This window comes from Janthinobacterium sp. SUN118, from assembly GCF_030397695.1.
Taxonomy (GTDB): Bacteria; Pseudomonadota; Gammaproteobacteria; order Burkholderiales; family Burkholderiaceae_D; genus Janthinobacterium.
The window spans coordinates 1,652,555-1,673,666 of record NZ_JAPUBV010000001.1; the positions used below are offsets into that span (position 1 = coordinate 1,652,555).

Sequence of the window (21,112 nt, forward strand, 5' to 3'; positions counted from 1 at the left end):
CGCTGGCGGCTGGCGGGCATCAATAGTAATTGCCCATCAGCGAGGCCACTTCGATCAGCAGGATGACGGAAAACAGGCGCAGCATTTCGGACAGGCCGTGCGCGGCCCACATGCGTCCGCGCCGGCTGCGCGGGTCTTCCGGGTAGTACGAGGAGGCAAGCGGAATCAGCGCCACGGCAAAGCTGAAGAAGACCACCTTCAGCATGAGGATCAGGGCCACGGCCGGGTTGAAGATCTGCCCCACGACGCGCGTGTAGCCCTGCAGCGCCCACGGCGTGAAGCCATAGATGGTGAGGTAGGCGAGCACCAGCGAGGTGACGCAGCTGACGATGGCCAGCATCCACACGGCGAAGATGCCGGACATGACGCGCGGAAAGTATTCGCGGCGCAGCAGGTCAACGCCCTGGCGCTGCATGGTGTCGAGCACGCCGGTCGAGCGCATTTGCGCAAACGCAATACCATCGGGCAAGGTCAGGCGCAGCGCGACGAACAGGGCGGCCGTCAGCGGTATCAGTTCGAGCACCAGCACGCGCACCACCATTTCCAGCGCATAGCGCGACAGGCCGTAGCTTTGCGCGCTGACGACGACGATGCGGATCAGTACCAGGCTGACCAGCGCGCAGGCGACGCTGAACCACACCAGGTTGGGCGCCGTGTTCGTCACCAGGCGGTGCGCGAGGATGGGGCGGTTGGCGCGGTTGTAGCTCGACGGCGACAGGGCCAGCGAAAACACGAGGATGGCGAAATGCACGAGGCGCCACCAGCTGCCCAGCCAGGCAATGGTGGCCCGGTGCAGGCGGCGCAGGCCGATGATGAGGGAGACGGAAACGGTCATCATGGCATCTTAACATCAGCCCGGCCCGGCAGGCACGGCTGGCGTGCGCGCGGCGTCTATTTGTCGGCCACGCTGGCGATGATGACGTCGGCCGCCGCCCGCACCCTGGCAGAGCGGTTCAGGTCGGCATGCATGACGAGCCACACGTCATAGGGCTCGGCCCGCTCTGGCCAGATGCGCACGAGCAATGGATCGATATCGCCCAGGTGGGTGGCCAGCTCGGCCACGCCCAGGCCCGCGCGCGCCGCTTCCTGCAGCATCATGGCCGAATTCACTTCCATGGCCACCCTGGCGTTGGCGACGGGCTCGCCGGCGATCTTCTCCGCGTGGCGCGGCGTCACGGTATGGTGGTAGATGACGATGTCGTGGCCGGCCAGCGCCGTGCCGCGCACGGGTTCGCCCCGTTCGGCCAGGTAGGCGGGCGACGCGTACAGGCCCAGGCTGCGCTTGACGAGGTGGCGCGAAATCAGGTCCGGGTCGGTGGGGCGCACGCCGCGCACGGCCAGGTCCGCTTCGCGCCGCGTCAGGCTGGCCAGCGCCGGCGCCACGTTGAGCACGATGCGGATGTCCGGGTGGGCCGCATGCAGCCGCTGCATGGCGCGGATGACGAAATGGCTGGCCATGGTGTCCGTGGTGGCCACGCGCACGAGGCCGGACAGGCGGTTGTCGACGCCCAGCATTTCCCTTTGCAATTTGTCGGCCGCCCGCTCCATCGCCTCGGCGGCCGAGAGCGCCAATTCGCCGGCCGGCGTGGGCACGTAGCCGGACGGCGTGCGCAGGAACAGGGTGGCGCCCAGCGACGCCTCCAGCGCGGCCAGGCGGCGCCCGCACGTGGCCTGGTCGATGCACAGCAGGGCGGCCGCGCCGCGCAGGGTGCCGGCCCGGCCGATGGCCAGAAAAATGCGCGCGTTATCCCAGTCCATGCGTTTCCTCCATGCAGACTTCTTCTTTGTTGATGCATTTTTGCATCATAGTGCCGATTTTATGCCTGTTTACTGCATTGTGCAACGCTCCTACAATGGCTGCCCCGCCGTCTCTGCAAGGAAAAACCATGTCTGCCATCCCACCGCGCCGCGCCAACGGCTTGATCCTGCTGACCCTGGCGTTCGGCTTCGTCATGGCCATGATCGACGTCACGGCCGTCAACGTGGCGCTGTCCGATATCGCGCGCGACCTGGCCATCCCGCTGACGGGCCTGGTCTGGGTGGTCGACGGCTACACCCTGACGTTTGCCGCGCTGCTGCTGGCCGGCGGCGCGCTGGCCGACCGCTATGGCCCCAAAGCCGTGTACCAGGGCGGCCTCGGCGTGTTCATCCTCGGCTCGATCCTGTGCGGCGCCGCGCCCGACGGCCATTTCCTCACGGCGGCGCGCCTGCTGCAAGGGGCGGGCGCGGCCCTGTTCATGCCCAGCTCGCTCAGCCTGCTGACGCACAGCTTCGACGACGAGCGCGAACGCACGCGCATGCTCGGTGCCTGGTCGGCGCTGGTGGGCGTGGCGGGCGCGTCCGGTCCCCTGATCGGCGGCATCCTCGTGCACCAGTTCGGCTGGCGCAGCGTCTTCTGGGTGAACGTGCCGCTGGGCGTGCTGGCCATCGTCATGGCGCAGGTGCTGCTGGCCGCGCCGGCCCGCCAGCCGCGCGACCTGTCGCTGTTCAGCCATGCGCTGGGCGTGGCGGCGCTGGCGGGCCTGAGTTTCGTGCTGATCGAAGGTCCCGTGCTGGGCTGGCTGTCGCCGGGCGTGCTGGCGGCAGGGGCATGGACGGTATTGGCCGCCTGGCAATTGCTGCGGCGCGAGCGCAGCGGCAGCCATCCGCTGTTGCCGCGCGCACTGTTTCACAAAAGCAGTTTTGGCGCGGCCAATGGCGTGGGATTTTTGATTAACTTTTGCGTCTTCGGCCAGCTGTTTTTATTGAGCCTGTTCCTGCAGCAAGCGGGCGGCGCCGACGCCTTGCAGTCGGGCCTGCGCCTGCTGCCCATGATGGCGGCCTACACGGTGGGCAATTTCATGGCCGGGAGTATTGCGGCACGGCATGGCACGCGCCGGCCGATGCTGTTCGGTTTGCTGGTGGGCGCCGTCATGGCCTTGCTGCTGATGGCCTTGCGCCCCGGCACGCCGTTTGCGCTGCTGGCGCTGGGCACGGCCGTCATGAACGTGGCCATCGGCATCGCCATTCCCGCCATGACGGCCACCGTGATGCGGGTGGCAGGCAAGCAGCATGCGAACAGCGCGGCGGCGGCCCTGAATGCGAACCGGCAGATCGGCGCCCTCGTGGGCGTGGCCCTGATCGGCAGCATCCTGCACATGGTGCCCGACTGGTCGCTGCGCTTGCCGCTGGCCTATGCGACGATTGCCGCCGCGTATGGCCTGGCGGCGGCACTCGTCCACCGCCACGTGCACGTGCCGCAGGCCGTGGCGGCCTGAAGGTTTATTGCTCGCGCGTGCTGCGCCACTCGACCAGTTCCTCGATGGTGAGGATGGGCATGCCATGCAGTTCCGCGAAGCGTTCGATATCGTCGCCGCGCATCATGGTGCCGTCCGGATTCATCAGCTCGCACAGCACGGCGGCCGGGTTCAGGCCCGCCATGCGCGACAGGTCGACGGAACCCTCCGTGTGGCCACGACGCTCGAGCACGCCACCGGGCGCGGCGCGCAGGGGGAAGACGTGGCCCGGACGCACCAGGTCGGCCGGCTTGGCGTCCTTGGCGATGGCGGCGCGGATGGTGGTGACCCTGTCGGCGGCCGACACGCCCGTCGTGACGCCGTCGCGCGCCTCGATGGAGACGGTAAACGGCGTGCCGTAGCGGCTGCCGTTGTCGGACGACATGGGCGGCAGTTCCAGCGTGCTGACGACGTCCGTCGGCAGGCACAGGCAGACAATGCCGCTGCATTCGCGGATCAGCAGGGCCATGGTTTCATTCGTCAGTTTTTCCGCCGACAGGATCAGGTCGGCTTCATTTTCACGGTCGAAATCGTCGAGCAGGATGACGGGGATGCCGGCGCGCATGGCGGCCAGGGCGGACTGGATGCGACCTTCGAGGTCGTTGGAAAGCAGGGTATAGCTGTTGACTAACATGGTGAAACGCTCCTCGCATAGGCGAAAAACGCTGCAGGGCAAGCGAATAGACGCAACTGGCCGCATCGCCGTGGCGATGGGACATCACACTACTGCACATCTTCTTTCATCCGGACTATACCGTCGGCTCTAGGTTTGCACTAGATCTGCTGACCCTGCCAAAAGGAATTTGACAGGCGCTCGCGGGCTTGACCGTTGCCGGTCTTACCGCCGGTGGGGAATCGCACCCCGCCCCGAAGACGTATTGTTGTGCCGGTCCACATGACCGGCGGCAATACTGTAGCACAATTGAAAAAACCTGGCAGGGCACGGTCGAGTTTCTTATTCGACAAAGTTCCCTTGGGAAAGTCGTTTCCCCTAAGCTGTTTTTAATCGCGGAAAGTCGATTTCGGTGTAAGGTATGCTTACTGAATCTTACGCAAGGCACTACATGAAGCTGAGTAAATTACGCCTGATTTCGGGCGCCGTCCTGCTGGCATGCGCCTGCATGGCCCAGGCTGAAATCCGCTTGAGCGACCCCTTGCCGCTGGCACCAGAAGTTACCGTAGGTACATTGCCGAATGGCTTGACCTACTACATCAAGAAAAATGCCCGTCCGGCACAGAAAGTCGAGCTGCGCCTCGTGGTGAAGGCCGGCTCCATCCTGGAAGACGACGACCAGCAAGGGCTGGCGCATTTCACGGAACACATGGCTTTCAACGGTTCCACGCATTTCAAGCGCAATGAACTGATTTCTTACCTGCAATCGATCGGCGTGAAATTCGGCGCCGACCTGAATGCCTACACGAGCTTTGATGAAACGGTGTACGTGTTGCCGATCCCGACGAACAGGAAAGGCAACCTGGAAAAGGGTTTCCTCGTGCTGGAAGACTGGGCGCACGGCTTGAAGTTCAATCCGGCCGACATCAACAGCGAGCGCGGCATCGTGCTGGAAGAGGCGCGCCTGGGCAAGGGCGCCAGCGACCGCATGAACAAGGTGCTGTATCCGAAATTGCTGAACGGTTCGCGCTATGCGGAACGCATGCCGATCGGCAAGGAGTCCGTGCTGAAGACCTTCAAGCCGGAAGCCATCAAGCGTTTCTACCAGGACTGGTACCGTCCCGACCTGATGGCCGTGATGGTGGTGGGCGACGTCGAGCCGAAGCAGGCCGAAGCGATGATACGCGCGCATTTCGGCAAGCTGAAAAATCCCGCGAAACCGCGTCCGCGCGTGTATGCGGAAGTGCCGCAGCGCTCGCAGACGGAAGCGCTGGTGATCACGGACAAGGAGGCGGCCGACAATTCCGTCTTCATCCGCTACCCGATCCGCGCCGCGCAGGAACCCGTCACCATTGCCGACTACCGGCGCCAGATGATCGAAAACCTGTACGGCCAGATGCTCAGCGCGCGCATGCAGGAATTGTCGCAGCAGGCCAACCCGCCCTTCATCCAGGGCGGCAGCAGCATGGGCAAGCTGGTGCGCGGCTATGAATCGTTCAGCGCGTATGCCTTGCTGGGCAAGGGCGGCGTGCAGCCGGCCATCGATGCGCTGGTGCTGGAAGATGAACGGGCGCGCCGTTTCGGTTTCAGCCAGGATGAGCTGGACCGCGCGCGCAAGGACATGTTGCGCAACTACGAACGCGCCTATAACGAGCGCGACAAGTCCGATTCGGCCGGTTTCGTGGCCGAGTATTCGCGCAACTTCCTCGAACAGGAAGCCATCCCCGGCATCGCCAACGAGCTGCTGTATGCACGGGAACTTTTGCCGCAAGTGACCTTGCAGGAAATCAACGAGACGGTGGCCAAGGTAATCCCCGACCAGCAAAAGAAACTGGTGGTCTACATGGGTGTCGAGCCGAAGGCGGGCGATACGGCGTCCGCCGTACCGACGCAGCAGCAATTGCTCGATGCGGTCGCCAGTGCCGAGCAGCAAAAGGTTGAGCCGCGCACGGAAAAAGTCCTCGCCAGCGAACTGATGGCAGGTCCGCCGGCCGGCGGTAGCATCGTCAGCGAAACCCTCAACCGCGCCATCGGCGTGACGGAACTCAAACTGGGCAACGGCGTGCGCGTGCTGCTGAAACCGACGGACTTCAAGAATGACCAGGTGCTGATGGGGTCGACGCGTTTCGGCGGCCAGTCGCTGTTCGGCGACGCCGATATCTACAACGCCCGTTACGCCAGCGCCGTCGTCGGCAGCATGGGCTTGAAGGACCTGGCGCCGCTGGACCTGCAAAAAGTGCTGGCCGGAAAAACGGTCAACGTGGGCGCCTCGCTGGGCGAGCTGAGCGAAGGCTTTGGCGGCTCGTCCAGCAGCGCCGACGTGGAAGCCATGCTGCAGCTGGTGTACCTGTATTTCCACGACGTCCGCAAGGATGACGGCCTGTACCAGTCCTTCATCGGCAAGCAGCAGGACCTGGCGAAGAACAGCATGGCGCAGCCGGAAGCCGTGTTCTACGACGCCATCCAGCATGCCATGTTTGGCGACGGCCCCCGCGTGGAAGGTGTACCGCGCGCCGAGGATTTCGATCGTGTGGGCCTGGAGCGGTCGCTGGAGATTTTCCGCCAGCGTTTTTCCAGCGCGCGCGACATGACCTTCATCTTCACCGGCAGCTTCGAGGTCGACAAGATCAAGCCGCTGATCGCCAGCTACCTGGGCACCTTGCCCGTGGCCGAGCTGCCGCATGCCTACCGCGACGTCGGCTTGCGCCCCGTGGCCGGGGTGGTCAAGAAGGATGTCTACATGGGCAGCGAGCCGAAAAGCAATATCTCGATCACCTTCAATGGCGACGTGGCGTATTCGGATGAGCAAAAGCTGACCTTGCAGGCGCTGGGCGAGGTGCTGAACCTGAAAGTCATCGAAGTGCTGCGCGAAAAGATGGGCATGATCTATGGCGGCGGCTTTGAAACGACGATGGGCCAGCATCCGTACGGCCACTATTCGGTGGCGCTGAGCTTGCCGACGGGGCCGGAAAACGTCGACAAGGTGATCGCCGCCGCGTTTGCCGAGATCAGCAAGATGAAGACGGACGGGCCATCCGCGTCCGACCTGGAAAAGGTCAAGCTGAACTGGATCACGCGCCAGCAGAAATCGCTGCGCGAAAACCGCTACTGGATGAACCAGTTGATGGGCTCGGTGACGCAGGGACGCGATCCCGCGCAAATCCTGCGCTTCGAGCAGCGCGTGCGCGCCATCACGCCGCAAGCCGTGAGGCAGGCGGCGCAGCGCTACCTGGACATGCGCAATTATGTGCAGGTGGTGCTGTATCCGGAACGTAAAAATATTGCATCAAAGTAATCTTCATTGTTGACGTGCAGGGGCGGCAGGGCGACGAAGCTGTTAAACTGCTGCTTATTGATGTGATATTGCAATTTAACAAGTAAGGAATGCACGATGGCGAAGAAAGAAGAACTCGATCCGGAAACCCTGGAACTGATCAATTGGTGCATCGAGGTCGAAGGCTTCCTCGTCGCCGGCGGCGCCACCGTGGCACAGGCGCAAGATCATATCGAAGAGCAGGTCGAGTGGTTTACCGACCAGTTCTATGACGGCTTGACGCCGGAAGAGGCAGCCAAGGAAGCCTTGGCCTGACCTTCAGCTTCACACTCACAGCGGGCGGTGCCTGCCGGGCACAGCCCGGTAGCGCCGCCCGTTTTGCTTTTCTGAAAAGATTTCCATAGGGCAACCTCAAGGCGTTTTCACGCATAGCGCATTTTTTGTATATTATTTTTCCAGGCTCCCATGACTCTCCGTTCGCGCATTCTCCTGTTGTGCTTTAGTACCCTGCTGGGCATCGTCCTCATCGCCTCCTTTTCCCTGTATTCGCTGCGCCAGACCATGATGGCCGAGCGCGTCGAGCAATTGACGGTGCTGGTCGAACTGGCCAATGCTTCGGTGGAAAAGGCGTATGCGCTGGAACAGTCGGGCAAGCTCACGCGTGAGCAGGCGCAGCAGCAGGCCAAGCTGGCCATCGGCAGCTTCGTCAAGGACGAGATGTATTATTTCGTGCGCGATTTCAGCACGGACTTGCTGTACGTGCATCCGAATGCGTCGCGCATCGGCACGCCGCAAAAGAATATGAAGCAGTCGGGCGACCGTTATCGCGCGGCGCTGGCAAACAGCCGCATCGGCTTCGTGCAGGCCGATGGCACGCGCCCCGGCGTCAAGGACCCGGTGGCGAAGATGTATGCGGTGGTGAAATTTGCGCCGTGGGACTGGCTGGTCGGCACGGGCACGTATATCGATGACATCAACCACAAGTTCTGGGCCCAGGCGGGCGTGCTGCTGGCCATCGGCGGCGCGCTGATGCTGGTGGTGGGCGGTTTGGCGGCGCTGATGCTGCGCCGTATCCTGGGCCAGCTCGGTGGCGAACCCGACTACGCAGCGGCCATCGTCGCGCAAATCGCCAAGGGCGACCTGACCACGCATATCGAGACGCGCCCTGGCGACACGTCCAGCCTGTTGATGGCGATCAAGGCCATGCGCGATAACCTGGCACACCTGGTGAGCCAGGTGCGCAACGATGCGGATGCCATTTCCACGGCGTCCGGCGAAATCGCTTCGGGCAACCACGACTTGTCGGCGCGCACGGAGCAGCAGGCGGGATCGCTGGAAGAAACGGCGTCGACGATGGAAGAGATGACGTCGACCGTACGCCAGAATGCGGACAACGCGCGCCAGGCCAACCAGCTGGCCATTTCTGCCTCGCAAGTGGCGACGCAGGCCGGCGGCGTGGTGGGTCAGGTGGTCGACACCATGGGCGCCATCAATGCTTCGTCGAAGAAGATCGGCGACATCATCGCCGTCATCGACGGCATCGCCTTCCAGACGAATATCCTGGCCTTGAACGCGGCCGTGGAAGCGGCCCGCGCGGGCGAGCAGGGCCGTGGTTTCGCCGTCGTGGCGACAGAGGTGCGCAACCTGGCGCAACGCTCGGCCGCCGCTGCCAAGGAGATCAAGCAATTGATCGACAGTTCCGCCGAGCAAGTGGGCGCCGGCGAAAAACTGGTGGCGCTGGCCGGCGAGACGATGGAAAAAGTCGTTTCCAGCGTGCAGCATGTGACCGATATCGTGGCCGAGATTTCCTCGGCCAGCGCCGAGCAGAGCGCCGGCATCGAACAGATCAACCAGGCCATCGTCGAGATGGATAACATGACGCAGCAAAACTCGGCGCTGGTGGAACAGGCGTCGGCGGCGGCGCAGGCGATGAACGAGCAGGCGGCTGGGCTGGCGCAGATCGTCAGCGTGTTCAAGGTGGGAACGGCGACAGTGGCGCCGCGCCGGATCCGGTAAGGGCGGCAGCTTTCCCTTCAGTCAAGGGAACTTTCTGATTGCTCGCCTGTCCAAAATTCTTGGTCCGCAATGGACGTAGAGCAGAGGTGAGCATGACAGACGGTTTTTCCTATCACGCGGCGTTCGCCCGCAACCTGGGCTGGGTCACGCAGGCGGAGCAGGACAGCCTGCGCGGCAAGCGCGTGGCCATCGCCGGCATGGGGGGCGTGGGCGGCGTGCATTTGCTGACCCTGGCGCGGCTGGGCATCGGCGCCTTCCACATCGCCGATTTCGACACTTTCGATATCGCCAATTTCAACCGCCAGGCCGGCGCCATGGTGTCCACCCTGGGCCAGCCCAAGGTGGCCGTGCTGGCGCAGATGGCGCGTGACATCAACCCCGAACTGGACATCAAGTCATTTCCCGATGGCGTGCATGAGAGCAACCTGGCGGAGTTCTTCGCCGGCGTCGACCTGTACGTGGATGGCTTGGATTTCTTCGCCTTCCCCGCGCGGCAAGCCACCTTCGCCATGTGCGCGCGCCTGGGCATCCCCGCCATCACGGCCGCGCCGCTGGGCATGGGCACGGCCGTGCTCAGCTTCATGCCGGGCAAGATGACGTTCGAGCAGTATTTTGGCTGGGGCGACTTGCCCGAGGAAGAAAAAGCCCTGCGTTTCCTCGTCGGTCTGGCGCCGGCCGGCCTGCATGCTCCCTATCTGGTCGACCCGTCCGCCATCAACCTGAAGGAGCGGCGTGGGCCATCGACCATCATGGGTTGCCAGCTGTGCGCGGGCGCCGCCGCCACCGAGGCGCTGAAGATCTTGTTGAAGCGCGGCAAGGTGGTGGCGGCGCCGCACGGCATGCATTTCGATGCCTACCGCAACAAGCTCGTGCATACCTGGCGTCCGGGCGGCAACCGCCATCCCTTGCAACGGCTGACGATGGCCATCATCAAGCGGCGCCGCGCGGCGCGGGGAGGCTAGATGGCGCCGGCACCGCAGCTCGATACCATCCTGGAAAACATCCTCGACCAGGCCCGCTGGGCGCCCAGCGGCGACAATACGCAGCCATGGCGCTTCGAGATCGTCGAGGCCCGGCACGTCGTCGTGCATGGCTTCGATACGCGCAGCCATTGCGTGTATGACCTCGACGGCCATCCCAGCCAGCTGTCGCTGGGCGCCTTGCTGGAAAGCCTGGCGCTGGCGGCCAGCAGCCACGGCTTGCGCATGGAGGCGCGCCGGCGCCTGTCCATGCCCGATACCCTGCCCACGTTTGACGTGCACCTGCTCGACAGTCCCGGCATGCTGCCCGATCCGCTGGCGGCCTTCTTGCCACGCCGCAGCGTGCAGCGGCGCCGGCTCGGCACGCGCCGCCTGCGCGCCAGCGAAAAGGCCGCGCTGGCGGCCAGCCTGCCGCCCGGCTATGGCGTACAGTGGCATGAAGGCTGGCGCGCGCGCCTGGCCTGCGCGCGCCTGATGTTCGACAATGCGAAGCTGCGCCTGACCATGCCCGAGGCGCACAGGGTGCACCGCGACGTGATCGAATGGGGCGCGCGCTTCAGCAACGACCGCATCCCGGACCAGGCGCTCGGCGTCGACCCGATGACGGCGCGGCTGATGCGCTGGATCATGCAAAGCTGGCGCCGCGTGGATTTCTTCAATACCTGGCTGGCGGGCACGCTGGCGCCCCGGCTGCAGATGGACTTGTTGCCCGGCCTGTATTGCGCCGCGCATGGCGTGCTGCTGGCCGATGCGCCGCCGCGCCATATCGATGACTACGTGGCGGCCGGCCGCGCCATGCAGCGCTTCTGGCTGACGGCCACGCAGCTGGGCCTGCAATTGCAGCCGGAACTGACGCCGCTGATTTTTTCCCGCTATGTGCGGGAACGGCGGGCTTTTTCGCGCACCGAGGGCATGCAGGAGCTGGCGCAGGAACTGGCGGGACAATGCCAGTCCGTGCTGGGCGCGGCGGCGTTCGATCGGGCCGTCTTCCTGTGCCGCATCGGCGCCGGGCCGGCTGCCCGCGCGCGTTCCCTGCGCCGTCCGCTGTCCGAGCTGCTCGTGACACCGGCCACGGCGCCATGAGGCGGCGCCGTCCATGCCGGCGGCGCCCGTCAGACCCGGCGCCTGCCCAAGCCGGTTGCGCCAGTCGCGCCGGCGACGGCGGCCAGCGCGGCCAGGCCGGCAGCCAGCAAGGGCAGGGTGCCCGGTAGCGGCATCGGCGTGGCGTGGCGCACATACGCCAGTTCGGAACTGTTGAGCATGTTCAATACCAGCGTGTAGCTGCCTGCCGCCAGCAGATCCGTGACGGCGCCAAACTGGCCGCCGCAGCTGGTGCCGATGCCCGTGCCGGTGGGCGTGCCGCAGCCGGTCGGATCGTAGGTGAACACGTTGCCGCTGGTCAGCGGCGCCTGGGCGTAGCCCGTATTCAGGCTGGCGTCGTCGGCCAGTTCGGTGCCGCCGAGGATGCCCGAGCCGAGGCTGCCGTCGGGAGCCCAGTTGAAGACGATCTGGCCATTGCCGTCGATGATGCTGAAGGTGAGCGCCATATTCGTGCTGGCGGCCGATCCCGTGCCGGCCAGGGCATCCAGGTACAGCTGCATGAAGGGCAGGGCCTGGAAGTTGAAGGCCAAGGTCGCGCCCGGTTCGCCGACGACGAAGTTGACGGCCATGGCCGTGGTAGAGCCGTTGCGCCCCGACGCGTCGGCGTTGCCGCTGCCCGTCAGGAAGGTTTCCGCCGCATTGACCGTATGCGTGCTCGTCGACCCCGGTGGGAAGGGCGGGATCTGCGACGTGACGATCTGCGCATCGCCGCGCGCATACGAGGCGTTGCCCATGCCTTGCTGCGTGAAATCGTTTTGCCCTTTGCTGACGGCGCCGCGCGCCGCTTGCGGTGCGTCAATCTCGTTGCTGCCGCCGTGGATGACGCTGCTGCCATTCAGGGTGGCCGTGGTGCGCGACAGGTCGATGTTGCTCAGCAAGGTGGTGGAGCCCGTGGGATTGCTGATCACCAGGCCAAAGACGCTCGTGTACGCATAGCCATATGCCGCGGCGTGGGCTGCGTCGCCAGCCGCCAGCAACAGCATGGCCAGCAGCGCCGCGGGAAGGCGGTTACAAGAAAAAATGCTCATGAAAAATCCTCATCTCCTGCTCGGACGGCGGCATGGCGGCGGCTGTGCAGGCGGCGCCAGGCTGTAAGGAAAACCGACAGGCTTGCCGCATAAAAAAGGCGAGGAGACCACCCTCGCCTGTGAGTCCCCCCGTTAGCTGCTTCAGGCGCTGACCTTGCGGCGGCTGGCATAGCCCAATCCAGCCAGGCCCAGGCCCAGCAGGGCCAAGGTGCCCGGTTCCGGTGCCGCTTGCTGTTTCACGAGGTCCACGCTTTCCACCGCGTTCAGGGTCAGCGTGTAGTTGCCGGCGCTTAAGGCATTGCTGACGGCGCTGAAATTGCCGCCGCAGCCCGTGCCTACGCCCGTGCCCGTGGGTGTGCCGCAGCCGGTGGGGTCATAGGTGAACAGATTGCCGCGCGTCAGGAAGTTGGTCGCCAGGCTGGTGTTCAGGTTGGCATCATCGGCCGATTCCGTGCCGCCCGAGATGCCCGAGCCGACCACGCCGTCGGGTGTCCAGTTGAAGACCGTCGCGCCAGTCGAATCGGTGATGGTGAAGGTGACCACCAGGTTGGCCGTCGCCGTGGACAGGGGGCCGACATTGTTTTGCAAGAAGACCTGCATGAAGGGCGAGGACAGGAAGTCAAAGCTCAGGGTTGCCGTTGGCGAGCCGACGACGAAGTTGACCGAGAAACCCGTGGTCGAGCCGTTGCGCCCGGAAGCGTCGGCCGTGCCGGAGGGGTCGTCCAGGTGGACTTCGGCCACGTTGACGGCTTGCGTGGAAGTGGAGCCGGGCGGGAACGAGGGGAATTGCGTGCTGACGATTTGCGCATCGCCGCGCGAATAGTTGCCCGACGGGCCTTGCTGCGTGAAGTCGTTCTCGCCCTTGGTGACGGCGCCGACCGTGGCGCGCGGCGAATCGAGTGTGCCGGGACCGCCCTGGATGACGCTCACGCCATTCAGGGTGGCCGTGCTGCGCGAGATGGTGGTGCTGTTCAGGGCCGTGATCGAGCCCGTGGCGGCGGCGATCTGCAGGCCGAAGATGTTGTTGTAGGAGTAGCCGTAGCCGCCCGCCTGGGCGCTACCGGCGGCGCACAGCATGGCCAGTGCCGCCGCGGCCGGGAGCAGTTTCAGTTGGGATAATTTCATTTGGATCACCTCACATCATGTGGTTGGGGAAGTCTTGCCTGAGCCCTGTCGGCAGGTGCTCATGGCCAGTACTAAGCGACTTCCATGCCAATGCATGAGATTCTTTTAAAATCAATGACTTGGACGGATTTTGTTGACGTGGTGCAGGTGTTGGCGCAGGCGCTGTAAGAAAAGCCGACGGCGGCCGTCAGGGCTGGCCGCCGTGGGGAGCCGGGGCCAGCAGGGCCCGGATGTTGGCCAGCAGGCGCGGCGCCGGCGGGCAAGCCTGGAAGGCGGCCGCCAGTTGCCGCGCCGCCAGCCTGGCCTGGGCATCGTCCAGCATCCGCGTGGCCGCATGGCGCAAGGCCGTTTCCTGGAAGCGGTCGGCGCGCAGCAGCAGGCCGGCGCCGGCGCCGACGATGCCATGCATGTTCAGGAACTGGTCGAGATTGCCGGCGATGCCGATCACGGGCACGCCCGCCGTCAGCGCCTGCTGGCTGGTGGGGCTGCCGCCGTTGCAAATGACCAGGCTGGCGCGGCGGGCGGCCGCATCGCCGGGCAGGAAGGGGGCGACAAAGGCGTTGGGCGGCACGGCATCGACGCGGATGGTGCCGGCCGTGGCGGCCAGCACGGTGACGGGCAGGGGGGCCAGCGCGCGCAGCACGCGCGGCAGCAGCTGGCCCTGGCCGGAACTGCCCAGGGTGACGTAGATGATGGGGCGTCCACTGCTCAGCTCCGCGCGCTGCCACCAGTCCGGCAGCTCGAGCGGCGGGGCCCAGATGACGGCGCCCAGATAATCGTGCGTGGGCGGCATGGCCTGCGGCGCAAACAGTTGCGGGATGTCCGCGTACAAGGTGCGGTCGGCATCCGTATAGGTGCGGCGCAGGTCGCTGCCCAGCGATGGCAGGCCGTGCTGGCGGCGCACGCGGTTCAGGGGCACGGCGTGCGCGGCGAAGGCCAGCGGGCGGATCAGGCGGAACAGGGGGTTGGCCAGCCAGATGGGCAGCACGCTGGTGAGGGGCAGGCTGGGCACCGTGTAATGCTGGCGCACGTGGGGACTCCAGTAGGCATTGCTGACGGTCATGTAGGGAATGCGCTGCAGGCGCGCACTGACGGACAGCGACAGGCGAAAGTCGCCGATGACGAGGTCGGGCTGCACGGTGTTGAGCAGGCGCAGATCGTCTGCCACGTATTGCAGCAGCGTGCTTTCTGTATAGACGGGCTTGCCTTTGGCCAGCGCCTGCAGAAATTGCTGTGAGGGTATGCTGTCGATGCGCCAGCGCCGCAACGCGGCTTGCCTGAAGCAGAAGTCATAACCGTCTGCGCAGGCAAAGTGCACGTCGTACGCATCCTCGTCCAAGCCTTGCGCCAGGCTCAGTGGGCGGCCGATATGGGCCAGGGTCACTGCCTCGGCCACGAAAAGAATTTTTGTGCGCGTCATTGGATGGGCTCTTGCGTCGTCTCCCGTGATGCTGCTGTCTGCCGGATGCCTGCAAGGTTGGAGTGGCGAACCGGCGTTTGGTTCCCGCCACGCGTGGCCAGGCGTGGCTGCTGGGCGCCAGGCTTTCCCGTCATCGGCTAGAGTGAGCGTAAAGGAGGTCCGCCATGCACCCACTATCCCGCGATATTCCGCGGCGCGCGCACAGCACGCCAGAACCCGATATGCCGCCGCCGCCCGAAGGCGATCCGCTTACGCCGCCGCTGGAGCCGCCGCCGCACATCGATCCCGTGCCGGTCGAGGAGCCGACGCCGCCAGCGCCACCCGTCAAGATGGGGTGAGCGACAGGCGGCATGCCGCCGCACCTGCCGCCACGCCCTTTATTTCCAGTCGGAAATGGAATGCGCGCGCGGCGGTATCGCCACGCCATTTAAACAACAAAAAAGCCAATAAATGTTGCCGAGTGGATACAAAACGCGCGCTAACTGCTGTGTGTCATGCGGCCGTCACGATTCTGTTCTTATAATGAGACATCATAAAAATTCTTGTACAGGAGACCATCATGGGCAATTCCTTGCATAACAAAATTTACCTGGGCAGGCGGCCCGCGATCACCGGCAAGAACCTGATGGCGCTCGCGGTGGCAGGCGCCGTGGCCGGTTGCGGCCTGGCGTGGTTGCTGCTGCGCACCTACAAATAAGCGTCAGCCAGCCCGTGTTTCAGCCATCCGTTCGCTGCGCGGACGGTGACAGATTCACGTTGCCTGTTGCCGATGCGCAGCGGGGCGCGTACCATGGGGGCCGAACACCTGGCCTTTTATGGAAAAGTAATGAAGAACGAGAAATTAACGACCGATGAATATGACGCGCTGGAGCAAGTTGCACGCGGCATCAAGACCGAGCGCCCGAGCGCTTGCGTTGCCCGCAATGCCAAGCGCCTGTCCGGCCTGAAGCTGCTCAGCTATGCGCGCGATGGCCGCCTGTCCATCACCGAGAAGGCGCAACAACTGCTGTTCCTGCGCCGCTGCATCATGGGCTTGCGCGCCGTGGCCGTCGACCCGCTGACCAAGCTGGACACGGACGTGGCCTATTTCCTGGGCAAGAAAGCCCACATCGTGGCGCGCGCCGAGGGCGAGGGCCACGACATTTCCGACAAGGGCCGCGACTCGCTGGCCGACATCGACACCCTGGGCCTGTAAGGCTCACCAACCGGCCCCTGCGGCCGGTTTTCGCATTCCCCCACCTATTGACAACCATCCCCTTTGGAGAACACTTTGGACAGCGCGATGAACTGGTCGGCCCACGAATTGACGATGACGGTCCTGATGACGCCCGATATGGCCAACTTTTCCGGCAACGTGCACGGCGGCACCATCCTGAAATACCTCGACAGCGTCGCCTACGCCTGCGCCAGCCGCTATTCGGGCAGCTACGTGGTGACCCTGTCGGTGGACCAGGTGATGTTCTTGCAACCGATCCACGTGGGCGAGCTGGTGACCTTCCTCGCCTCGATCAATTACACGGGCACGACTTCGATGGAAGTGGGTATCCGCGTGGTGACGGAAAATATCCAGCAGCGCCTGGTGCGCCATGCCAACAGCTGCTATTTCACCATGGTGGCCGTGGACGCCAACCGCAAGCCCGTGGCCGTGCCGCCGCTGGCGCTGGAGACGCCGGAGCAGCAGGTGCGCTTCGAGCAGGCCAAGCTGCGCAAGCTGTCGCGCCAGAAGGTGTCGAAGAAATAGGCATCGCAGCATCAAGCTGTTGCAGATGCAAAAACGGCCACCAGAGCGATCTGGTGGCCGTTTTTTATTGCCTGCCGCCGGGTGGCGGCATGGCGCCGTGATTAACGGTCGCCGTAGCTGCGGCGTGCGCCGTCGGTGCTGCGCGGGTTGGAACCCTTGTAGCCGCCGCCGGTGCTCGGTGCGCCGTCTTTACGCGGTGCGCCCGGCTTGCTGAACGTGCGTTGGCCTGGTTTTGCGCCGCCGCGGTTGTCGCCTGGTTTCCAGCCGCCTGGACGGGCGCTCGAACGTGGTGCCGACGCCGTTTTCTTTGGCTCGAAACCTTCGATGACATTGACCGGGATCAATTGCTTGGTGAAGCGTTCGATGCGCTTGACGTTCATGCCTTCAGCGTGGTTCACCAGCGAGATGGCCAGGCCATTGCGGCCAGCGCGGCCGGTACGGCCGATGCGGTGGACGTAGTCTTCCGGGAACTTCGGCAGGTCGTAGTTGAACACGTGGGTGATCGTTGGCACGTCGATACCGCGGGCGGCAACGTCGGTGGCAACCAGCACCTTGACCTGGCCGCGGCGCATGCCGTCCAGGGTGCGGTTGCGCGCGCCCTGATGCATGTCGCCGTGCAAGGCGGCAGCCGAGAAACCGGCGATGTTCAGACGGTCGGCGATGGTGTCGGCGTCACGCTTGGTGGCGGTAAACACAACAGCCTGGTCCAGCGTTTCGTCGCGCAGCAGGTGGTCCAGCAGGCGATTCTTGTGCGACAGGTCGTCGACGAAGTGCACGCGCTGGGTGATGTTTTCATGCTTGTTGCTCGAGCTTGCCACCTGGATGACCAGCGGGTTTTTCGTGATGCGGCGCGCCATGTTGCCGACGACGCCATCGAGCGTGGCCGAGAACAGCATGGTTTGACGGCCTTCCGGCGTCGCTTCGACGATCTTTTCGATGTCGTCGATGAAACCCATGTCCAGCATGCGGTCGGCTTCGTCCAGCACCAGGATTTCCAGTTGCGAGAAGTCGATCTTGCCCGAATCCATGTGGTCGATCAAACGGCCAGGAGTGGCGACCAGAATCTCGGGATTCTTGGCCAGCAATTGCATCTGTTTAGGATAAGGCATGCCGCCCAGGATCGACACAGCCTTGATGCGGCGGATGCCGGTGCTGTACTTGTCGGTATTGGTCGTCACTTGCAGGGCCAGTTCGCGGGTCGGGGTCAGCACCAGCATTTTTGGCTGGGCAGCCTTGAAGCGTGGACGCTCGCCGCGGGCGCGCGATGCTTGCATTTCCTGGTTTGGCGTCTTGCCGGCGGCGCTTTGTTCGGCGCTGGCCAGTTTGTGCAGCGACGGCAGCATGAATGCCGCGGTCTTGCCCGAACCGGTCTGCGACGAGACCAGCAGGTCACGGCCTTCGATCGCGGCTGGAATCGCTTGCGACTGTACCGCGGTTGGCGCGGTGTAGCCCGATTCGGTCAGAGCGGCGAGGATGGACGGATGCAGGCCTAAGGATTCAAATGTCATTCTTTTTCTTTCGTGAAAATCAGCGTTCTTGCAAAAAGCAGAACGCAAAATAGCAACGCCAACCAAAACGAAATGACTCAACTAGAAAGAAATTTCGGCACAAAAGCTTTGCGCCGGGACGGTGTCAGGTGCGACACACAAGGCGGGAGGGCTTTATAAGCGGCATCCTGTGGATGCGCTAAGGCTTGCGAAGCTGCTAAGTTTGTAGTGCATGTAACTGCGGTGTTGCCATCGCTTCAAGGGAACATATTGCAGCGCACAACGACACTATACCGTATTTGCCGCCGTTTTGCACTGCCTAAATGGGAAGAAGCGCGAGTCCTACCACGTTTTTCGCATGTTTCCTATGTGAAATCAGTAGAAATACGTAGTTTTTGGCGGATGGGCGGCGCAGGGCCGCGAAGCTGGCGGGCCCGACCTCGCCATGCCCCGTCCGGTCGGGCCTGATGGGGGGGCGGCTGGCGCCGGGCAGGCCAGGCCCGTCCGCCCCTGCCGCATCACTCCACTTCCGGATTGACCGCCATCACTTGCGAAAAGCCGCCATCAACGTAGGTAATCTCGCCCGTGATGCCCGAGGCCAGGTCGGACAGCAGGAAAGCGGCTGTATTGCCGACTTCCTCGATGGTGACGTTGCGGCGCAGCGGGGCGTGCTCGGCGACAAAGCCCAGCAGCTTGCTGAAGTCCTTGATGCCGGTCGCGGCCAGGGTCTTGATGGGGCCGGCCGAGATGCCGTTGGCGCGGATGCCGCGCGGGCCCAGCGATTCGGCCAGGTAGCGCACGGACGCTTCCAGCGACGCCTTGGCCAGGCCCATGGTGTTGTAGTAGGGCACGGCGCGCACGGCGCCCAGGTAGGTTAAGGTCAATACCGAGGCGCCCGGATGCAGCAGGGGCAGGGCGGCCTTGGCCATGGCGGGGAAGCTGTAGGCGGAAATGTCGTGTGCGATGCGGAAGCTGTCGCGCGACAGGCCGTCGAGGAAGTCGCCGGCGATGGCTTCGCGCGGGGCGAAGCCGATGGCGTGCACCAGGCCGTCCAGCCGCTCCCAGTGACGGGCCAAGTCGTGGAACACGGCGCCGATCTGCTCGTCGCTGGACACGTCGCAGTCGAACACCAGTTCGCTGCCGAATTCCGCGGCAAATTCCGTGATGCGCTCCTTGAAGCGCTCGCCCACATAGGTGAAGGCGAGGGTCGCGCCTTCGCGGTGGCAAGCCTTGGCGATGCCATAGGCAATCGAGCGGTTCGACAGCAGGCCCGTGATGAGAATTTTTTTGCCTTGCAAGAAAGCCATGACGACTCCTGTCTGGGTGGTGGGCCGGTAGGGCGGATGTGCCACCGGCCGCGACAGCTAAGCTGTGGCGGCCGGTGGCGTGTTTCCAGTACCAATCAGGCGTAGCGCTGCTTAGTGGCGCGCTTTTGCGCGGCTATTGCCGCCGCCGCGCTGGATGCGCGGTTTCACCAGAGAAATAGGCGCAGCCTGCACCTTGCCGCCCTTGGCGACGCGGCGCACGGCCTTGGCGGCGCGTTCCGGACGGTCCGCTTCCAGCAGCATGGTGGCGCTGTCGGCGATTTCCTGCGTGATGTCCTTATTCATCGTGGCCGAGGTTTTCGGCACGAGGATGGTGGAGCCGGCGCGCAGGCGGGTGCGCTGGGGAATGTTGTTGGCCTGGCGCAGGACGTCGGCCGTGGTGCCGAATTTCGATGCCAGCGTTTCGATGCGTTCGCGCGCATTGGTGATCTTGTGCGTGGTCCAGCTCGACAAGGCGTGGCCCCATTGCGCCAGGTTGGTGGTGAACTTGGCGGCGTTTTCCTGCGGCAACAGAATCTTGGTCTTTTCGCCGCCGATGATGACGGGGCGGTTAAATTGCGGATTCAAGGCCTTGAATTCATCCATCGACAGCTCGGCCAGCTGGGCGGCCACGGTGATGTCGATGTCGCTGGTCTTGTCGATGGCCGTGAAGTACGGCTGGTTGTCGACGACGGGCAGGGTCAGGCCGAACTGGGCCGGATTGGCGATGATGTTTTTCACCGCCTGCAGCTTGGGCACGTAGTTGCGCGTTTCGGCCGGCATCAGGTCGGCCAGGCTTTCGAAGTCGGTGGGCTTGCCCAGTGCCTGGTTTTTCTTGATGGCACGCTGCACCGAGCCTTCGCCCCAGTTATAGGCGGCCAGGGCCAGCTGCCAGTCGCCAAACATGTCATACAGGCGCTGCAGGTAGGTCAGGGCCGCATCGGTCGAGGCCAGCACGCCGCGGCGCTCGTCCTTGAACATGTTTTGCTTGAGGTTGAAGTCGCGTCCGGTGGCGGGCACGAATTGCCACATGCCGGCCGCATTGGCGCTCGAGAACGCCTGCGGGTTGAAGGCGGATTCGATAAACGGCAGCAAGGCCAGTTCCGTCGGCATGCCGCGCTTTTCCAGTTCCTGCACCACGTGGAAGATGTAGCGCGAGGCGCGCGCCGTCGTGCGGGCGATGTAGTCGGGGCGCGTGGCATACCAGTTGACGTGGTTGGCCACCAGCTGGTTGTTAATGTCGGGAATCGCATAGCCGCTGCGGATGCGGCCCCAGACGTCGGCTTCGCGCAGCGGATCGGAACTGTCGCTGAGGTTTTTCAGCAGGCGGTCGGTCTTTTGCAGGCGGTTGTCGAGGGTGGGGAGTTTCGCCGTGACCTGGGCGGTCATCGGGATCAGGGCGGGTGTGGTGGCGGCGACTGGCGCGTTATCGCTCTCAACACCGGCTTCGTACGCCTGGCTGAGGGCGGGCGCAAGCGCCAGGGCCAACGCCGCCAGGACGGTAGATTTAAAGGAGTTTTCGTGCATAGTGTTCCATTGTTGTCGTCGGAGAAACATCGGACAGACCCATGATTAAGCAGCGAGTGTACGTATATCCCCATGCCGGAGTCAAGAATTATGTCAGCATGATGACAGCACATACGGGGAAATAGCTAAGTTTCCATTCGCTAATAATGCAATTATTGCAAATTTAATTTGCCATTTGCGTGATTCGGCCGCTGTTATAGCATACATGGGCACGGGCGCGG

General features: G+C 64.1%; 19 protein-coding genes and 1 riboswitch. Of the genes, 10 read left to right on the forward strand and 9 right to left on the reverse strand.

The window, feature by feature from the left end; translation table 11 throughout:
- Nucleotides 1–19: 19 nt before the first annotated feature.
- Nucleotides 20–838, reverse strand: coding sequence for an ABC transporter permease (locus tag O0880_RS07560; RefSeq protein WP_156894728.1), 819 nt, complete (start codon nt 836–838; stop codon nt 20–22).
- A gap of 53 nt (nt 839–891) precedes the next feature.
- Entirely contained in the window at nt 892–1,758 is an 867-nt protein-coding gene (locus tag O0880_RS07565; protein WP_289885856.1) for a LysR family transcriptional regulator, read from the reverse strand.
- Nucleotides 1,759–1,886: 128 nt separating this feature from the next.
- On the opposite strand from O0880_RS07565, the gene O0880_RS07570 reads away from it, so the two are divergent.
- Nucleotides 1,887–3,257: an MFS transporter gene (locus tag O0880_RS07570; RefSeq protein ID WP_289885857.1), complete on the forward strand. Its 1,371-nt coding sequence runs from the start codon at nt 1,887–1,889 to the stop codon at nt 3,255–3,257.
- A 4-nt stretch (nt 3,258–3,261) separates the two neighbouring features.
- Here O0880_RS07570 and ribB read toward each other — a convergent pair whose 3' ends face one another.
- Nucleotides 3,262–3,909 carry a 3,4-dihydroxy-2-butanone-4-phosphate synthase gene (ribB, locus tag O0880_RS07575; RefSeq protein ID WP_289885858.1) on the reverse strand — a complete coding sequence of 216 codons (648 nt, stop codon included), beginning with the start codon at nt 3,907–3,909 and terminating at the stop codon, nt 3,262–3,264.
- A 94-nt stretch (nt 3,910–4,003) separates the two neighbouring features.
- A riboswitch (FMN riboswitch) is annotated at nt 4,004–4,154 on the reverse strand.
- Nucleotides 4,155–4,339: 185 nt separating this feature from the next.
- On the opposite strand from ribB, the gene O0880_RS07580 reads away from it, so the two are divergent.
- The 5 genes from O0880_RS07580 to O0880_RS07600 all read left to right on the forward strand — a co-directional run bounded on the left by O0880_RS07580 (nt 4,340) and on the right by O0880_RS07600 (nt 11,241).
- Nucleotides 4,340–7,183: an insulinase family protein gene (locus O0880_RS07580; protein WP_289885859.1), complete on the forward strand. Its 2,844-nt coding sequence runs from the start codon at nt 4,340–4,342 to the stop codon at nt 7,181–7,183.
- 96 nt (nt 7,184–7,279) lie between these two features.
- Nucleotides 7,280–7,477, forward strand: a complete 198-nt coding sequence (locus tag O0880_RS07585) for a hypothetical protein (protein ID WP_010399555.1) — start codon at nt 7,280–7,282, stop codon at nt 7,475–7,477.
- 150 nt (nt 7,478–7,627) lie between these two features.
- A complete protein-coding gene (locus O0880_RS07590; protein ID WP_289885862.1) occupies nt 7,628–9,178 on the forward strand; it encodes a methyl-accepting chemotaxis protein in 1,551 nt (516 codons plus the stop codon).
- A gap of 92 nt (nt 9,179–9,270) precedes the next feature.
- Complete coding sequence (locus tag O0880_RS07595) at nt 9,271–10,140, forward strand: ThiF family adenylyltransferase (RefSeq protein WP_071322885.1); 870 nt, start codon at nt 9,271–9,273, stop codon at nt 10,138–10,140.
- Nucleotides 10,141–11,241, forward strand: a complete 1,101-nt coding sequence (locus tag O0880_RS07600; protein ID WP_289885863.1) for a nitroreductase family protein — start codon at nt 10,141–10,143, stop codon at nt 11,239–11,241. It begins immediately after the preceding gene.
- Nucleotides 11,242–11,270: 29 nt separating this feature from the next.
- Here the strand turns inward: O0880_RS07600 and O0880_RS07605 are convergent, their stop codons facing one another.
- The 3 genes from O0880_RS07605 to O0880_RS07615 form a co-directional block, all read right to left on the reverse strand.
- Nucleotides 11,271–12,287 carry an EDSAP-1 family PEP-CTERM protein gene (locus O0880_RS07605; RefSeq protein ID WP_289885864.1) on the reverse strand — a complete coding sequence of 339 codons (1,017 nt, stop codon included), beginning with the start codon at nt 12,285–12,287 and terminating at the stop codon, nt 11,271–11,273.
- Between the two features lie 141 nt (nt 12,288–12,428).
- Nucleotides 12,429–13,412, reverse strand: a complete 984-nt coding sequence (locus O0880_RS07610) for an EDSAP-1 family PEP-CTERM protein (protein ID WP_071322888.1) — start codon at nt 13,410–13,412, stop codon at nt 12,429–12,431.
- 187 nt (nt 13,413–13,599) lie between these two features.
- Complete coding sequence (locus O0880_RS07615; RefSeq protein WP_289885865.1) at nt 13,600–14,832, reverse strand: glycosyltransferase; 1,233 nt, start codon at nt 14,830–14,832, stop codon at nt 13,600–13,602.
- A 164-nt stretch (nt 14,833–14,996) separates the two neighbouring features.
- Between O0880_RS07615 and O0880_RS07620 the strand changes: the two genes are divergently transcribed.
- The 4 genes from O0880_RS07620 to O0880_RS07635 all read left to right on the forward strand — a co-directional run bounded on the left by O0880_RS07620 (nt 14,997) and on the right by O0880_RS07635 (nt 16,573).
- The gene (locus O0880_RS07620; protein WP_156894730.1) at nt 14,997–15,170 is read left to right on the forward strand and encodes a hypothetical protein; all 174 of its coding nucleotides are present in this window, start codon (nt 14,997–14,999) and stop codon (nt 15,168–15,170) included.
- 221 nt (nt 15,171–15,391) lie between these two features.
- Nucleotides 15,392–15,529, forward strand: coding sequence for a hypothetical protein (locus tag O0880_RS07625; protein ID WP_156894731.1), 138 nt, complete (start codon nt 15,392–15,394; stop codon nt 15,527–15,529).
- A 129-nt stretch (nt 15,530–15,658) separates the two neighbouring features.
- Nucleotides 15,659–16,027: a hypothetical protein gene (locus O0880_RS07630; protein ID WP_071322890.1), complete on the forward strand. Its 369-nt coding sequence runs from the start codon at nt 15,659–15,661 to the stop codon at nt 16,025–16,027.
- Between the two features lie 87 nt (nt 16,028–16,114).
- Entirely contained in the window at nt 16,115–16,573 is a 459-nt protein-coding gene (locus O0880_RS07635; protein ID WP_071326331.1) for an acyl-CoA thioesterase, read from the forward strand.
- Between the two features lie 101 nt (nt 16,574–16,674).
- Here the strand turns inward: O0880_RS07635 and O0880_RS07640 are convergent, their stop codons facing one another.
- The 3 genes from O0880_RS07640 to O0880_RS07650 form a co-directional block, all read right to left on the reverse strand.
- Nucleotides 16,675–18,081, reverse strand: coding sequence for a DEAD/DEAH box helicase (locus O0880_RS07640; protein ID WP_071322891.1), 1,407 nt, complete (start codon nt 18,079–18,081; stop codon nt 16,675–16,677).
- Nucleotides 18,082–18,578: 497 nt separating this feature from the next.
- The gene (gene fabI, locus O0880_RS07645; protein WP_289885866.1) at nt 18,579–19,367 is read right to left on the reverse strand and encodes an enoyl-ACP reductase FabI; all 789 of its coding nucleotides are present in this window, start codon (nt 19,365–19,367) and stop codon (nt 18,579–18,581) included.
- 111 nt (nt 19,368–19,478) lie between these two features.
- The gene (locus O0880_RS07650; protein WP_071322893.1) at nt 19,479–20,891 is read right to left on the reverse strand and encodes a transglycosylase SLT domain-containing protein; all 1,413 of its coding nucleotides are present in this window, start codon (nt 20,889–20,891) and stop codon (nt 19,479–19,481) included.
- Nucleotides 20,892–21,112 lie beyond the last annotated feature (221 nt).

What these genes read in the sequence shown, in the direction of transcription:
- O0880_RS07600 (WP_289885863.1), top strand. Translation starts at nt 10,141, where the DNA reads ATGGCGCCGGCACCGCAGCTCGATACCATCCTGGAAAACATCCTCGAC.
- O0880_RS07560 (WP_156894728.1), bottom strand. Translation starts at nt 838, where the DNA reads ATGATGACCGTTTCCGTCTCCCTCATCATCGGCCTGCGCCGCCTGCAC.
- O0880_RS07570 (WP_289885857.1), top strand. Translation starts at nt 1,887, where the DNA reads ATGTCTGCCATCCCACCGCGCCGCGCCAACGGCTTGATCCTGCTGACC.
- O0880_RS07615 (WP_289885865.1), bottom strand. Translation starts at nt 14,832, where the DNA reads ATGACGCGCACAAAAATTCTTTTCGTGGCCGAGGCAGTGACCCTGGCC.
- O0880_RS07595 (WP_071322885.1), top strand. Translation starts at nt 9,271, where the DNA reads ATGACAGACGGTTTTTCCTATCACGCGGCGTTCGCCCGCAACCTGGGC.
- O0880_RS07630 (WP_071322890.1), top strand. Translation starts at nt 15,659, where the DNA reads ATGAAGAACGAGAAATTAACGACCGATGAATATGACGCGCTGGAGCAA.
- O0880_RS07625 (WP_156894731.1), top strand. Translation starts at nt 15,392, where the DNA reads ATGGGCAATTCCTTGCATAACAAAATTTACCTGGGCAGGCGGCCCGCG.
- ribB (WP_289885858.1), bottom strand. Translation starts at nt 3,909, where the DNA reads ATGTTAGTCAACAGCTATACCCTGCTTTCCAACGACCTCGAAGGTCGC.
- O0880_RS07590 (WP_289885862.1), top strand. Translation starts at nt 7,628, where the DNA reads ATGACTCTCCGTTCGCGCATTCTCCTGTTGTGCTTTAGTACCCTGCTG.
- O0880_RS07580 (WP_289885859.1), top strand. Translation starts at nt 4,340, where the DNA reads ATGAAGCTGAGTAAATTACGCCTGATTTCGGGCGCCGTCCTGCTGGCA.
- O0880_RS07620 (WP_156894730.1), top strand. Translation starts at nt 14,997, where the DNA reads ATGCACCCACTATCCCGCGATATTCCGCGGCGCGCGCACAGCACGCCA.
- O0880_RS07605 (WP_289885864.1), bottom strand. Translation starts at nt 12,287, where the DNA reads ATGAGCATTTTTTCTTGTAACCGCCTTCCCGCGGCGCTGCTGGCCATG.
- O0880_RS07565 (WP_289885856.1), bottom strand. Translation starts at nt 1,758, where the DNA reads ATGGACTGGGATAACGCGCGCATTTTTCTGGCCATCGGCCGGGCCGGC.
- fabI (WP_289885866.1), bottom strand. Translation starts at nt 19,367, where the DNA reads ATGGCTTTCTTGCAAGGCAAAAAAATTCTCATCACGGGCCTGCTGTCG.
- O0880_RS07640 (WP_071322891.1), bottom strand. Translation starts at nt 18,081, where the DNA reads ATGACATTTGAATCCTTAGGCCTGCATCCGTCCATCCTCGCCGCTCTG.
- O0880_RS07585 (WP_010399555.1), top strand. Translation starts at nt 7,280, where the DNA reads ATGGCGAAGAAAGAAGAACTCGATCCGGAAACCCTGGAACTGATCAAT.
- O0880_RS07650 (WP_071322893.1), bottom strand. Translation starts at nt 20,891, where the DNA reads ATGCACGAAAACTCCTTTAAATCTACCGTCCTGGCGGCGTTGGCCCTG.
- O0880_RS07635 (WP_071326331.1), top strand. Translation starts at nt 16,115, where the DNA reads ATGAACTGGTCGGCCCACGAATTGACGATGACGGTCCTGATGACGCCC.
- O0880_RS07610 (WP_071322888.1), bottom strand. Translation starts at nt 13,412, where the DNA reads ATGAAATTATCCCAACTGAAACTGCTCCCGGCCGCGGCGGCACTGGCC.